The sequence below is a fragment of the Flavobacterium sp. ACN6 genome (assembly GCF_002304005.1).
Lineage (GTDB): Bacteria > Bacteroidota > Bacteroidia > Flavobacteriales > Flavobacteriaceae > Flavobacterium.
Window position 1 is genome coordinate 1 of record NZ_MRCQ01000016.1, and the last position, 15,004, is coordinate 15,004.

Below are 15,004 nucleotides of genomic sequence, written 5' to 3' on the forward strand. Positions count from 1 at the left end.
ATACACAATGCACTTTGCGACTTCGCGTGATTTATTTCTTCTAAATTTCAAATGTTTATGTTGAGAGTTTTTTTTTAAGCTTTTTTAACTTTAGTCAATTTCACGCAAAGTCGCAGAGTCGCAAAGTTTTTTAGCTGTGTGGTTTTTTAATATGCAAGTAAATTAAAATAGGCCCCTGTTTCAAATTTAAGTTTAACACAATACACAATACACTTTGCGACTCTGCGACTTTGCGTGATTTATTTCTCCTAAATTTCAAATGTTTATGGTGAAAGCTTTTTTTAAGCTTTTTTAAGCTTTAGTCAATTTCACGCAAAGTCGCAGAGTCGCAAAGTTTTTAGCTGTGTGGTTTTTTAATATACAAGCAAATTAAAATTGGCCCTTGTTTCAAATTTAAGTTTAACACAATACACAATACACAATACACTTTGTGACTCTGCGACTTTGCGTGATTTATTTCTCCTAAATTTCAAATGTTTATGTTGAAAGTTTTTTTTTAAGCTTTTTTAACTTTAGTCAATTTCACGCAAAGTCGCAGAGTCGCAAAGTTTTAGCTGTCTGGTTTTTTAATATACAAGCAAATTAAAATAAGCCCCTGTTTCAAATTTAAGTTTAACACAATACACAATACACTTTGCGAATCTGCGACTTTGCGTGATTTATCTCTTCTGAATTTCAAAAATTTACGCATAAATAAAATATTTAATATAAGGTTTTTCTGTAATTTTGAAAAAAAAAAATAAAATGACAGAAAATGAAATTTCATCAATAGTAGTTGATGTTTGCTATAGAATACATGTAAAACTTGGACCGGGATTGTTGGAATCAGTCTATGAAGCAATATTATATCACGAATTAGTAAAACGAGGATTAAATGTTGAAAGACAAAAGCCACTACCAGTCATTTGGGATGGAATATCTTTAGATATTGGATTTCGAGCGGATTTAATAGTAGAAAATAAAGTAATATTAGAAATCAAATCAGTTGAACAAATTATTGAGGTTCATGGCAAACAAGTTTTGACTTACCTTAAAATCACAAAAATGAAATTGGGATTACTTATTAATTTTAATGTACCTATTATTAAATTAGGTATAAAAAGAGTCGTCAGTAATCTTTAACTTTGTTTAAAACAAAAATTATGCAATTCAGAACTCAAATCCCAATTTCAAAAAGTAATTTTCCAATCGAATATAATTCGAAAATACTTTCTGTGGGTTCTTGTTTTGCAGAAAACATGGCTGCCAAATTTGACTATTTTAAATTTCAAAATGAAACCAATCCATTCGGAATTATATTTAATCCTGTTTCGATAGAGAAATTATTTAAACGAGTTTGTGAGCAGGATTTTTTTCAAGAAAAAGATGTTTTTTTTCATAATGAATGCTGGCATAGTTTCGAAGTGCATTCGGATTTAAGTAATTCAGACAGACAAGAATTATTAGAAACACTAAATAAAGCAATAACTGAAACGTATAAACAACTAAAAGAAGCAACTCACATTATAATCACTTTAGGAACTTCTTGGATTTATAGAAATATTGAAAGCGAAGAAATAGCAGCCAATTGCCATAAAGTGCCTCAAAAACAATTCTCAAAAGAATTATTATCGGTTGATGTAATTCAGAAAAGCATTCAAAATACAATCGATTTAATTCAAGCTTTAAATTCCAATATCAATTTCATTTTTACCATTTCGCCGGTACGCCATATTAAAGATGGGTTTGTAGAAAACCAGCTCAGCAAATCACATTTGTTTACGGCATTGCATTTCGTTCTGAATACTGAACACGTAAAACGGAACACTGAATACTTTCCTTCCTACGAAATCATGATGGACGAACTTCGCGATTATCGTTTTTATAACGAAGATATGCTTCATCCCAATCCAATCGCGATCGACTATATTTGGAAGCTTTTTAGTGAAAATTATATTTCGCAAGAAAGTTTTTTAACAATGCAGGAGGTTGACGAAATTCAGAAAAGCCTTCGACACAGAAGTTTTAATCCCGAATCGGAACAACACAAAAAATTCCTGGCTAAACTCGAGCTGAAAATTAATTTGTTAAGAAAAAAACTGCCTCATATTTCATTTTAATTCCAGTTGTATATTTTAATCTATTTAAGGAATTTTCCTATTTTATTTGTATTTTTGTTTTTCTTTTAAGAAAACAAGAACATTTTGAATCGCCTAAAACTTTTTGCAATAAAAACTGATTTAAAAAGTAAAAATAGTTGAAAATGAAACCGTTAAAATCAAAAATGGGATTACCCCGTATTGTTTATATTGGGAATGAGGAGCCAGAGCTTAAATCTTTACAACTTGGCAGTCATGAATCGAACGAATTAGATGTATTGTATTTAAGGGATGATGAAAATATTAATAAATACATTATTTCCTTTAATCCTGACTGTATTATAACTACTGGAAATTCGTCTGAAGAATATCCCAATCTAATGAATTTGTCAATAGATATAAGGAGAAGATGGCTGAACTTACCGGATTGCAACAAGGAAGAAATTGGTGAAATGGCCTATAATTGTGCGATGAATTATATTTTATCGTCTCAAACACATGATTTAATTTCATTTTTTACACCAATTTACAATACAGGAGAAACACTTCTTCGTACTTACGAATCGATAAAAAAGCAGACCTACATCAATTGGGAATGGGTGATTGTTAATGATTCTACAGATGATGGAAAAACTTTAAAAATTGCCGAAGATATAGCTGCTCAAGATTTAAGAGTAAAAGTATATGATTTTAAGGAAAAGTCAGGAGGACTAATTGGAGAAGTAAAACATCGTGCAGCATGTATGTGCAATGGAGACTATTTAGCAGAACTGGATCATGACGATTATTTAATGCCCGATTGTGCATTAGATATAGTTGCAGCATTTAAAAAATATCCAGAAGTTGGATTTGTTTATTCAGATTGCGCAGAGATTGACGAAAACTGGAATTCCTTAACTTATCAAGATGGATTTGCTTTTGGATATGGAAAATATGAAAACCAGTTTGTAATGGGGAAATTGATGAAAGTCTATATTTCTATGAATATTAATCCAAAAACAATACGCCATATTGTTGGAGTTCCCAATCATATCAGGGTCTGGAGAAAATCTGTCTATCATGAAATTGGAGGACATAATAGAAGATTGTCAATTGCGGATGATTATGAATTATTGGTAAGAACTTTTCTGTCGACTAAACTAATGAGAATCCCCAAAATTGGTTATCTGCAATTTATTTACTCCAATCAAAATGCAGCAAATACTCACGATACAGCACGTGCAGATATCCAACGCAGAGTTCGCTCTATAGCGGGCTTTTATAATCAAAAAATAAAAGAACGTTTTGAAGAGCTTGGCGTAACAGATTGGGCTTATGAAGAAAATCCAAACAATCCTTTGTTAACCGAAAGCAGATTTGGAAAAGAAGAAGGATATGTAAACCTGATCGATCTTTAAAAACTAAGTATTTAAAATTACTTTATGAGATAATTTAACAGGAAAAACTTAATTAAAAATTTTGCTTTTCATTCAAACAACAATGAAATTTTAGAATAATTGCGCATAATTATGTAAATTGTTAAGGTTTAAAATTGACAATTTTGTAAACTGTATAAGTACAGCCTTATAAAAACGCAGCTTAATCTAATCGTGTTTTATTGACGTATGAATAAAAAACCAATTTATTTTCTTAAAAAAACACTCCGTGTGCTCCTTTGGTGCGTGGTTTCTATAGTTGCACTTTTATTACTTGTTATCGTATTAATTCAGGTTCCATCCGTTCAAAATTTCGTTAAGGATAAAGCGATCACGTATCTGCACGATAAAATAAAAACCAAAGTTACCCTGGATAAAATTTTAATTAAATTTCCCAAAGATGTAGTTCTTGAGGGTTTCTATTTTGAAGATCAAAAAAAAGATACTTTATTGGCTGGTAAGCGATTAGAAGTCGATGTAGATCTTTTTAAATTGATTAGCAGCGAACTCGAAATCAATTCGGTTTCACTTGAAAATGTAAAAGCTAATATTTCAAGAAATAAAGAAGGCGTTTTTAACTTCGACTATATCATTAAAGCATTCGAATCGAAAGAACCAAAAGTAGAAGATCCTGATGCTAAGCCTTTCAAAATTTCTGTTGTAAAAGTAAACCTCGATCAGGTAAAATTTAATTTTAAAGATGATTTCTCTAAGAATGATATTCGCGTAAATCTGACTCATTTTGATACAAAGTTTAATAAATTCGATCTTGATAAAATGGATTTTGATATTCCAAACATCAATTTGAATGGATTAAAAGTAGTTTTGGATCAAGATGTGGTCGAGAAAATTGCTGAAGCTTCGGTTAAAACCGTAGATACGATTTCGAAACGACCAGATTTCAAATTGGCATTAGATAAAATCACGTTGTCTAAAATCGATATTTTATACGACAATAAAGACTCAAAATTAAATTCAGGTATTCGTTTAGGAAACTTAAACTTGGCTGTAAACGAAATCGACCTTAATAAACAGCTTTTAGATTTTGATACTTTCGAAGTAAAAAATCTAAGCGGGAATTTAAGATTAGGAGCACAAGACAAGCAAATTAAAGCTCCAGATTTAGATTCAACAGCAATAAAACAAGCAGGCTTGAAAGTCAAATTAAAAGATGCTAATCTAGAAAATATCGCTTTTAAATTTGATGATATGCAGTCCAAACCAAAAACAAAAGGTTTAGATTACAGTCATTTAGATTTGAGTAAATTCAATTTTAAAGCCGAGACATTATATTATGCAAACGATACAATTTCTGGAGCTATAAAAACGCTTACCGTAAACGAAAAAAGCGGCTTGCAGATTCAGGATTTAAAAACAGATTTCTTTTACGGGCCAAAAGGCGCGTATTTGAATAATTTGTATCTAAAAACACCGCAAACTCTTGTAAAAGATAAAATCAAAGCTGAATATAAATCGCTGGAAGCGCTGCAAAAAGATCTTGGTAATATTTCAATTGATGCCAATTTAAAAGAGTCAAAAATCGGTTTTAAAGACATTTTATTATTTGTACCAGATTTGCAGAAAACAAATCCGTTTAAAAGTAATCCAAATGCAATTTTGTATGTGGATAGCCGTGTGAGCGGAAAAGTAAAAGATCTGAATATTTCAAAATTTGAAATGAGCGGCATTGGTGCTACAAAAGTTTCCCTTTCGGGGAAAATCACCGGACTTCCAGATGCGCAAAAAGCATATTACGATTTAGATATTAAAAAGATTTCGAGCACGGCAAAAGATATTAATATGTTTGTGCCTGCGGGAACAATTCCCAAGAATATTCAACTGCCTTCGCAATTAAATCTGCAGGGAAAATTTAAAGGATCAGTTCAAAATTTCAAAACCAATTTAGCTTTAAACAGCAGTTTTGGAAATGCAAAAGTTGATGCTTTATTTGATCAGCGAATCAAAAAAAGGGAAAAATACGATGCAACTGTTTATTTACTTGATTTTGATTTAGGGAGATTGATTAAAAACGATTCAATTGGAAAAATTACGCTTAAAGCGAAAGTAAAAGGAAATGGTTTAGACCCTAAAACAGCCAATGCTGCAATTAACGGATTGGTCCAAAAAGCGGTTTTTAATCGATATATTTATAAAGATCTGGCTTTAAAAGGTAATATCGAAAACGGATCTTTTGCAGTAAAATCTGGAATGAAAGATCCAAATCTTAATTTTGATTTAGTTGCAAGCGGTGATACAAAACAAAAATATCCAACCATAAAATTAAAATTAAACCTGGATATTGCCGATTTAGAAAAACTAAATCTGCATGCTGGCCCAATGAAACTTCGCGGTAATGTAGATGCGGATATTGCGAATAGTAATCCCGATTTCTTAAACGGAAAAGTATTTTTGTCTAACATTCAAATCTTGCAGGATGCTGAACCAATAGTTTTAGATTCTATTCGTGTTTTGGCTTTTGCCGACAAAGACAGAAATTCGATCAAAATTTCGTCTCAGTTCTTAAAAGCTGAGGTAGTAGGGAAGTACAAGCTGACGACTTTAGCAAATTCTATTCAAAAATCATTATCAAAATATATTGATCTTCAAAATCCGAAAGTAAATGCAGAATCTGATGAGCAGAGATTAGCATTCAAATTAAAAGTAGACAATGATCCTGTTCTTTTTAAATTATTACCAAAATTAACTGGATTAGAACCATTTACAATAAATGGAAAATACAATAACCAAACCGATTCTTTGGAAGTAAAAGGAACGATTCCGAGAATTGTGTATGCCGATAATACTATTTCTGACGGAAGAATCAATATTGAAGCCAAAGAAAATGCGCTGGAATATTTGGTTTCTGTTGCGACTATAGAAAGCGGATCGCTAAAAATTCCGTTTACAAGTTTGTCTGGAAAAGTAGAAAACAATGAGCTTACATACGCTTTGGAAGTAAAAGATGCCAAAGAAAAACAACAATATTTTATTGCCGGAAACTTGAATCATGAAAATGCTAAAAACATTTTCAAAATCGATGCAGAGAATTTCGTTTTAAATTATGAAAAATGGAATGTTGATCCAGAAAATGCTGTTGAATTTGGAGATAAAAGACTTTATATCAATAAATTTTATTTGAGCAATGCCGGAAACGAATTAAAAATTCAATCGCAGGGAACTGAAAATAACGCGCCGCTTCAGGTTGATTTTGTCAACTTCAAGATTGAAACCATTATGAATATGGTCAAAAAAGACGAGTTATTAATGCAAGGTTTGATCAACGGAAATGCTTTGGTCGAAAACGTAATGACAAGCCCAACTTTTACATCAGACTTAAAAATTGATGATTTTACTTTTAAAGGCGAAAAAGTCGGCGACTTAGAGATAAAAGTAGACAATAAAACTGCCAATACACTTGCAGCAAATGTAGCTTTAAGTGATGAAGGAAATGATCTAAAATTAACAGGGGAATATAAATTAGATGCTGGAAACTTTGATTTTGATGTTGCAATCAATAAACTGAATATTAAAAGTATCCAAGGTTTCAGCATGGGGAATATAACCGAAGGAAAAGGGTTTTTATCAGGAAACTTTAAATTAACTGGAAATACCTCGGCTCCAAAAATTAATGGGGAATTGAATTTTAATGATGCCGCTTTTAGGGTTACGCAGTTGAATTCGTACTTTAAAATTGGAAAAGAAAAAATCACTTTTAATAATGAAACCATTTCATTTGATAAATTCTCTGTTTTTGATGAAAATGATAATGAACTGTATGTAAATGGATCAATCCAGTCGGCTGATTTTGTAAAGTATAATTTTAATCTTTTGGTAGAAGCAAATGATTTTAGAGCTATAAATTCTAAAGCGGCAGACAACGATTTGTTTTACGGCGACTTGTTTTTGGATACCAAACTAAATATTAAAGGAAATTTAGATAGTCCAGTTATTGATGGAACAATCAAAATAAATAAAGAAACCAAATTCACGGTGGTAATGCCGCAATCAGATCCTTCGATTGCTGATCGTGAGGGAATTGTGGAGTTTGTTGATGAAGATAATATGTATCTGAAACAAACGGTTGACATGCAGAATCAACTCGATCAATCGGAATTAAAAGGATTGGATGTAAATGTTGCTATTACAATCGATAAAGAGGCAGAACTTACTTTATTAATTGATAAAGGAAATGGCGATTATTTGAAATTGCAGGGAGAAGCAGAATTGGTTGGTGGAATCGATAAGTCGGGTAAAACAACTTTGACTGGTAAATATGAGTTTTCTGATGGCGCTTACGAAATGAATTTTAATGGAATCAGAAGAAAATTTGATATTCAAAAAGGCAGCTACATTACATGGAATGGAGAGCCAACAATGGCAAATTTAAATATTACGGCAATTTACAAAGTAGATGCTGCGCCAATTGATTTATTAGGCAATCAGTTAAAAAGCGAACCGCCGAGTGTGCAAAATACATACAAACAAAAACTTCCTTTCCAGACTTTATTGAAAATGAACGGCGAGTTGATGAAGCCTGAGATTTCTTTTGGAATTACTCTTCCAGAAGGAAATTACAATGTTGCCTCGGATGTAGTTGAACTTACGCAGACAAAACTAAAACAATTGGAACAAGATCCTGCCGAATTAAATAAACAGGTTTTTGCCCTTTTATTGTTAAACAGATTTGTTGGTGAAAATCCATTTTCAAGCGAAAGCGGCGGGGCAAGTGCAGAATCTTTTGCCAGACAAAGTGTGAGTAAAATACTTTCGCAGCAATTAAACAATTTGGCAGGAGAATTGGTTTCGGGATTTGAAGTGAACTTTGACTTAGAATCAACAGAAGATTACACGACTGGAACTATGGAAAATAGAACCGATCTTAACGTTGAAGTTTCTAAAAGATTATTGGATGACCGATTGAAAGTAACAGTAGGAAGCAGTTTTGGTGTGGAAGGGCAGGAACGTGCCAATGAAGAAAGTACCAATATCGCTGGAGACGTTGCTTTAGATTATCAACTGACAAAAGACGGAAGATATATGGTTCGTGCCTACAGAAAAAACCAATATCAAGTGGCCGTAGAAGGTCAGGTTGTTGAAACAGGAGTTGCGTTTGTTATTACAATGAGTTACAATAAGTTTAGAGAACTTTTTCATCGCAGTGAGCAGGAAAAAGAAATGATTAGAGAAGAAAAACTAAGAAAAGAAAAACAAAAGCAGAAAGAAAAGGAAGAAAAAGAAAAGCCAGAATTACAAAATCAAGAGGAAAAACAAATTGAAGGAAATGAACAGAAAACATAGACATATAAGACAATTTTATATAAAGTGTATGGCACTGTTTTCCTTGATTTTTATGGCAGGATGCAGTAATACAAAATATCTTCCAGAGGGCGATTTGCTTTATGTTGGAGGTTCGGTTACCGTAAAAGATTCGCTGATGAAAAAGAAAGATCGTAAAGCGCTGGAAACGGAACTGGAAGGTTTACTAAGACCAAAACCTAACAAACAAATTTTGGGTTTACGACCTAAATTATGGATTTATAATTTGGCTGGCGAACCTAAAAAACAAAAGGGAACACGATATTGGCTCCGAAATAAAGTGGGAGAAGCGCCCGTTTTATTTAGCAAAGTTGATCTGGATTATAACGCATCGATTTTAAGAAATTTTGCAGAAAACAGAGGTTATTTTAAAACCCGTGTTAGTGCCGATTCGACTGTTCGAAATAAAAGAGTAACTGCAGAATACACCGTTACTCCGAAAAAACAATACATCATAAAAAGCGTTACTTTTCCAGATGACTCTTTAAAAATATCAAAAATATTAGCAAGAAGCAGTAGAAGAAGTCTTTTAAAAGTTGGAAAGCCGTACGATTTAGATTTGATCAAAGCCGAGCGTGAACGTCTTGATGCACGATTAAAGGAAAAGGGATATTTTTATTTTAATCCCGATTATTTTTTGGCTAAAGTCGACAGCAGCAAAGGCGACCATGAAGTAAAAATTAGAATTGTTATAAAAGATGATACGCCTTCTAAAGCATTAACATCATACAAGATTGATAAGATTTTTGTGTATCCAAATTATTCTCTAACAAACGACAGTGCAGTTTACAGAAAAAGAAATATTACACAATACAAAGATTTTACGATAATTGATACGGCAGAAACTTTTAAACCAAGAGTTTATGATCGAACGATTTACTTTAAAAAAGGAGATTTATATAATAGAAAAGATCACAATTTAACTCTAAACCGATTTGTGAATCTGGGAACATTTAGTTTTGTAAAAAATGAATTTAAGCCGTCTGATTCTATTCCAAATGCTTTAAATTCCTATTATTATTTAACCTTGCTTCCTAAAAAATTTATTCGTGTTGAGGTGATAGGTAAAACCAATTCAGCAAGTTACACTGGAACAGAATTAAACTTAAATTGGAACAACCGAAACTTTTTTAGAGGTGCAGAATTATTTACAGCTTCGGTCTTTGGCGGTGCTGATTTTCAACTTGGCGGGGTAAATAAAGGAAAAAATATTTATAAACTCGGAGGGGAAGTTAGTTTGACTTGGCCTAGATTTATTACGCCTTTTAATATAGAAGGGAATAGTGAATTTGTACCAAGAACCAAAGCAACTTTGCGTTACGAATACCAAAAAAGAACACAATTATATGCGCTGAATTCTTTTAATACTTCTTTTGGCTATTTATGGAAAGAAAATATTCGTAAAGAACACCAGTTGAATGTTATTGATGTGACCTATGTGAGTCCGAATCATGTCACGGCAGAATATTTAGCCGATATAGAACAAGATGAAGCACTAAGAAGAGTAATCGAAAAGCAGTTAATTTTTGGCCCAACTTACAATTTTACTTATACAAACACGATGCAGAAGCGTCGAAAAAATACAATCTATTTTAATGGTGAGCTGGATTTAGCGGGAAACATTACAGGATTGGTAACAGGCGCAAGTTATAAGAAAGATAATGTGAAGACCATTTTTGATGTTCCATTTAGTCAATATGTAAAAATCAAATCCGATTTCAGACATTATTTGAAGCTTGGAAAAGAAAGTGAATTAGCGAGCAGATTGATAGTTGGAGCTGGATTCGCCTATGGAAATTCAAATACGCTTCCGACATCAAAACAATTTGTTGTGGGAGGAACTAACAGTATTCGAGCCTTTAGAGCAAGAACGTTAGGCCCTGGTAGTTATGTTATTCCGCCAACAACAAATAATAATTATACGCCAGACCAATCAGCAGATTTAAAGTTGGAATTCAACACAGAATATCGAGCTAAATTGTTTAGTATTGTTCGTGGAGCGGTATTTGTAGATGTGGGAAATATTTGGCTTTTAAATGCTGATCCAGATAAACCTGGAGCCGAAATTTCAAAAGATTTTATGAAAGAACTTGCCGTTGGAGCAGGTGTCGGTTTACGTTTTGATTTGTCATTTTTAGTCTTGAGAACAGATTTAGCTATTCCGCTTCGAAATCCTGCATTGCCAGATGGACAACGCTGGGTACTTGATAAGATTGATTTTGGAGACAGTTCTTGGAGAAAAGACAACCTGATTTTGAATATTGCTATCGGATATCCTTTTTAAAATTATTCGCCACGAATTCACTAATTATCACAATTACAGGAATGCTTAACTTGAATTTATCAAATTTTAATTTGTGAAATTGTAAAGATTAATACAAAAGAGATTAGCTAAAATTCACGAATTCTTGGCGGAAAAAACTAAAAAAAGAAGTAAATTGCTCTTAAATATTTAACTAGAATGCAAAACTTACTCAAAAGAATTATAGGTGTCGGTGTCATTGTTTTACTAATTGTGCTCGCTTTTAAATATTGCGATTTCAAGAAAGAAGATGATTCTACAATCGATTATAATACCAATTTAATTCAGCAGCAAATTCTTAATGTTGGAAAATTGGTTGTCACCGAAGGTCATTTTTCAGAAGTGATCACCTATAAAAACCAACAGAAGTATTTGATGGATATGGTTTCTTTTGAGAAGAAAGCATTAGTTGTTGTAAATGCCAATGTTACGGTTGCTTACGATCTGCATCAAATGAAATACGACATCGATGAAAAAAATAAAACGATTACGATTTTAAATATTCCCAAAGAAGAAATTACCATAAATCCAGATATTCAGTTTTATGATGTCGAACAAAGTAAATTAAATCCGTTTACAGGAGATGATTACAATAAAATCAACAAATCAGTAAAAGCCAATCTGGCAAAGAAAATCGAAAAATCTTCCTTAAAAACAAATGCCCAAAATAGATTGATAAGTGAATTATCAAAGATTTTAATTTTGACGAACTCTATGGGATGGAAATTACAATACAACGGAAAAACTATTGAATCAGAAACGGAGTTGAACCAAGATTTGAAATTGTGATTTTTAGAGGTTCAAAGGTTCAAAGGTTGAGAGTTACAAAGGTTTTATCGTAATCTTGTCATCCTGAGGAACGAAGGATCACACTCGTAATTCGACAAAGATTGATAAATTTCTGTACGGAGTTTCTAGTGTGATCCTTCGTTCCTTAGGATGACAAAAGGGGTAAAAAAACTTTGCGACTTCGCGTCTTTGCGAGATTAAAAAATCCCCGCTTATCGGTTTATAAATCTGCGTGAAAAAATCTTCGCGCCCTAGTGCCTTTGCGGCAAAGAATGATCAAAAATCAAATTCAAACCACTAGCAATTAGATGTGCAATCTCAGGACGTCTTTCCTTCAATTTATCCAGATAAACCAATACTTCCTGTAAAAGCTGTTTCTCATCAGAATCTTTTAAAAGTTCTGCAATTTCAATACTCAAAAGCCAATCATTAGAATGGTTGTTTTTCAGTTTTTCAAAAACAGGCTGAAGTTCATTTTTAGATTCTTTGGAGTTTCTGATATTGCGAACAGATGCATATAAAATCTCCAATTCATCACGTTCATCGGTATGTTTTGCTTTAATAGTTTGAGTTGTTGGAACAATATTTATTAAGTCAAAACTATTTACGTCCGCTGGGCCAGAGAATGCCGAAATGACTTTTTTACCTATAGCCATATCATAATTACCCCAGTCTGGTTGAAACAAAATAGTTTCTCCCTGCGTTACCGTACAATTTCTAAAACTGATTAAAATGATTTCGCCATGCAGATTTCTAGAACCAGTAATAATTTCTCCTTCTACAATAATATTGCCTTCAAATTCCAGTTTTACGGTTTCATTTTCTACAATGCTGTAAGCCTGTAAATCTTTCGGACTCATATCTTCAATCGCAAGATTAAAACCTTTCAATTTTCCAATCGGACTTCCAAATCCGTGTGGATGAGTTAAAGTTCCGTGGCCGACTAATTCTTTTTCGCGGTAAGAAAGAGCCGTTTTTCCAGTTGTTTGGATATAAACAGGTTTTCCTTCATCTTCAATTACATTGGTAAAAACTCCAGAAATTTGTAAACCAGTACTCAATTCAATTGTTCCTAAAGCATTGGAGTGAATTAATTTTTGGATTCCTGAAAGACCTCCAGTTCTTAAAGCCATTTTATTTGCAAATTCTTCTAAAATCAAACTCAAATGAGAAAAAGTTGGCGTTACATACAATTGAGGCTGTAACTGCGTAATATCAAAATTCTGATTTGCAGCCGAAATATCGTAAGGGATTTTCTTCACATTTTCCGTCATGCACCAAGCACTTTCTCCAATTGAAGAAAGCAGTCCTGCACCGTAAATTTTTGGATCTTCAACACTTCCGATCAAACCATATTCTACGGTCCACCAATGCAAATTTCTAATTTGAGCCATTTCAGATAGTTCACCCATATCATTTTGTAAATCGGCAACTGCTTTTTCGGCTGCGTCAATTTTTTCCTGCGGCGTGTCTTCGGCTTCTTTTAAAATTGAAAGCAGACGAATCGCTTCATACATTTGATAATCTTTGTGAGACGAAATCGCTTTACAGCCAATTTCCCCAAACCGTCTTAGATATTCGGCATATTCAGGATTGGCAATAATAGGAGCGTGGCCGGCACCTTCATGAATGATATCTGGCGCGGGCGTATATTCAATATGTTCTAACTGTCTAATGTCTGAAGCAATAACCAAAACATTATAGGCTTGAAACTCCATAAATGCATTTGGCGGAATAAAGCCATCGACTGCAACTGCTGCCCAGCCAATTTCGCTTAGAATTCGGTTCATGCCATACATGCTCGGAATAGAGTCAATCTCGATTCCAGTTTTGCGTAAACCTTCCAAATAAGAATGGTGCGCCACTTTAGAAAGATAATCTACATTTTTACGCATCACATATCGCCAAACCGCTTGATTAATAGGTGTATAATCACTATAATCTTGAGGTTTGATAAATTGCTGTAAATGTTTAGGCAATCTTTCTAATAACGGATTGGTTTCAATATTTGGATTCATTTCGAAAACGTTGTAGATTAGAATGTAAAATTACGAATTTAGACCGCTAATTTTTGCTATTCTTCACAATATTTTTATTCGAAAGTGAATTTTATTGCGTTTTTGTAAGTTTTTAATGAAAGGAAGAATTTGGACTTTTAGCAGTCATTATTATCGAAACTCACTCTTTCCATTGTGTTTTTATAGTTTTCAATTTCTTTCTTGGTCATTGAAGTTTCTTTTAGGTCAACCTTTAACTGCTTTTTAGTGTCAGGGCTGATCCATAAACCAGAGAAAGTATTTCCTGTTTTCTTTACAATTAAGACACCGCTGAAACCATGTTCAACCATTACAAATTCATTTTCAGCTTTTTTGTTCTGCGTAGGATAGATTTGAATCCATTTGCTAGATTTATCGTAGCGATACATGGAGGCAAACATTAAATCGGCCGTACAAGGATTCTCTTCTGTTTGAATATAAAGCGTTATTGGTATTTTTCCATCAATAGTTCCTTTGTATAAATTAGAAACTGGAGCTTGAGATTGTGCGTTTAGATGAGTAAAAAAAGAGAAACAAATTAGAAAGAACAGGATAACTTTTTTCATTTTAATGATTGATTTTTGATAGTATTTGGATCAATCAAAATTATTTAATTTAAAATAGTTTCCAACTTTAATGTCAAGTATTTTAAGATTTACCTGATGAATTTCTTAATTCATTTTCAGCATTTCTAAAATACTCGATTTTGTGGCTGAACATAAAAGCCATATTTGTGGCACGCATTTTAGCTTCTTCGGTAATTGGCCCTGCAAACTGTGAATCTATTGTTGAATTAAAAATTGCAATCCAGCGGTCAAAATGAGTTTGATCAACAGGCAATTGTTTGTGCGGCGGAAATGGCGTTCCAGAATAAGCGCGTACATCAAACAAAATAGTCTGCCAGAAATTATACATTTTTTGTAAATGAGGCTCCCAGCGATCTTGCAGTTTATCATTAAAAATTGGACCAATAAGATCATCTTTTCTAACATTGTTATAAAAGCTGTCAACCATTTGTTTAATGTCTTCTATCGTGGAAATATCTTTTAGCGCTGCCATTTTTTTTGT

General features: G+C 32.9%; 9 protein-coding genes. 6 read left to right on the forward strand and 3 right to left on the reverse strand.

Annotated features, from left to right (window positions below; genetic code table 11):
• Positions 1-744 precede the first annotated feature (744 nt).
• From BSF42_RS19525 to BSF42_RS19550, 6 genes are all read left to right on the forward strand, one after another.
• Entirely contained in the window at positions 745-1,122 is a 378-nt protein-coding gene (locus BSF42_RS19525; RefSeq protein ID WP_095954786.1) for a GxxExxY protein, read from the forward strand.
• Between the two features lie 20 nt (positions 1,123-1,142).
• Positions 1,143-2,099, forward strand: a complete 957-nt coding sequence (locus BSF42_RS19530; RefSeq protein WP_095954787.1) for a GSCFA domain-containing protein — start codon at positions 1,143-1,145, stop codon at positions 2,097-2,099.
• Between the two features lie 143 nt (positions 2,100-2,242).
• Complete coding sequence (locus BSF42_RS19535; RefSeq protein ID WP_095954788.1) at positions 2,243-3,475, forward strand: glycosyltransferase; 1,233 nt, start codon at positions 2,243-2,245, stop codon at positions 3,473-3,475.
• A gap of 207 nt (positions 3,476-3,682) precedes the next feature.
• The gene (locus tag BSF42_RS19540; RefSeq protein WP_095954789.1) at positions 3,683-8,791 is read left to right on the forward strand and encodes a translocation/assembly module TamB; all 5,109 of its coding nucleotides are present in this window, start codon (positions 3,683-3,685) and stop codon (positions 8,789-8,791) included.
• A complete protein-coding gene (locus tag BSF42_RS19545) occupies positions 8,775-11,093 on the forward strand; it encodes a BamA/TamA family outer membrane protein (RefSeq protein WP_095954790.1) in 2,319 nt (772 codons plus the stop codon). The genes BSF42_RS19540 and BSF42_RS19545 overlap by 17 nt, the downstream gene beginning before the upstream one ends.
• Before the next feature lie 177 nt (positions 11,094-11,270).
• Positions 11,271-11,900, forward strand: coding sequence for a DUF4230 domain-containing protein (locus tag BSF42_RS19550; protein ID WP_095954791.1), 630 nt, complete (start codon positions 11,271-11,273; stop codon positions 11,898-11,900).
• A gap of 251 nt (positions 11,901-12,151) precedes the next feature.
• Here BSF42_RS19550 and BSF42_RS19555 read toward each other — a convergent pair whose 3' ends face one another.
• The 3 genes from BSF42_RS19555 to BSF42_RS19565 form a co-directional block, all read right to left on the reverse strand.
• Positions 12,152-13,918 carry an aromatic amino acid hydroxylase gene (locus BSF42_RS19555; RefSeq protein WP_095954792.1) on the reverse strand — a complete coding sequence of 589 codons (1,767 nt, stop codon included), beginning with the start codon at positions 13,916-13,918 and terminating at the stop codon, positions 12,152-12,154.
• 137 nt (positions 13,919-14,055) lie between these two features.
• Positions 14,056-14,502: a hypothetical protein gene (locus tag BSF42_RS19560; protein ID WP_095954793.1), complete on the reverse strand. Its 447-nt coding sequence runs from the start codon at positions 14,500-14,502 to the stop codon at positions 14,056-14,058.
• 82 nt (positions 14,503-14,584) lie between these two features.
• Positions 14,585-14,995 (reverse strand): group III truncated hemoglobin, encoded by a 411-nt coding sequence (locus BSF42_RS19565; RefSeq protein WP_095954794.1) that lies wholly within the window; start codon positions 14,993-14,995, stop codon positions 14,585-14,587.
• Positions 14,996-15,004: the final 9 nt, after the last annotated feature.

Bases quoted from the DNA above. Each gene is read 5' to 3' on its own strand.
- BSF42_RS19525 (WP_095954786.1), top strand. From the start codon at position 745: ATGACAGAAAATGAAATTTCATCAATAGTAGTTGATGTTTGCTATAGA.
- BSF42_RS19530 (WP_095954787.1), top strand. From the start codon at position 1,143: ATGCAATTCAGAACTCAAATCCCAATTTCAAAAAGTAATTTTCCAATC.
- BSF42_RS19535 (WP_095954788.1), top strand. From the start codon at position 2,243: ATGAAACCGTTAAAATCAAAAATGGGATTACCCCGTATTGTTTATATT.
- BSF42_RS19540 (WP_095954789.1), top strand. From the start codon at position 3,683: ATGAATAAAAAACCAATTTATTTTCTTAAAAAAACACTCCGTGTGCTC.
- BSF42_RS19545 (WP_095954790.1), top strand. From the start codon at position 8,775: ATGAACAGAAAACATAGACATATAAGACAATTTTATATAAAGTGTATG.
- BSF42_RS19550 (WP_095954791.1), top strand. From the start codon at position 11,271: ATGCAAAACTTACTCAAAAGAATTATAGGTGTCGGTGTCATTGTTTTA.
- BSF42_RS19555 (WP_095954792.1), bottom strand. From the start codon at position 13,918: ATGAATCCAAATATTGAAACCAATCCGTTATTAGAAAGATTGCCTAAA.
- BSF42_RS19560 (WP_095954793.1), bottom strand. From the start codon at position 14,502: ATGAAAAAAGTTATCCTGTTCTTTCTAATTTGTTTCTCTTTTTTTACT.
- BSF42_RS19565 (WP_095954794.1), bottom strand. From the start codon at position 14,995: ATGGCAGCGCTAAAAGATATTTCCACGATAGAAGACATTAAACAAATG.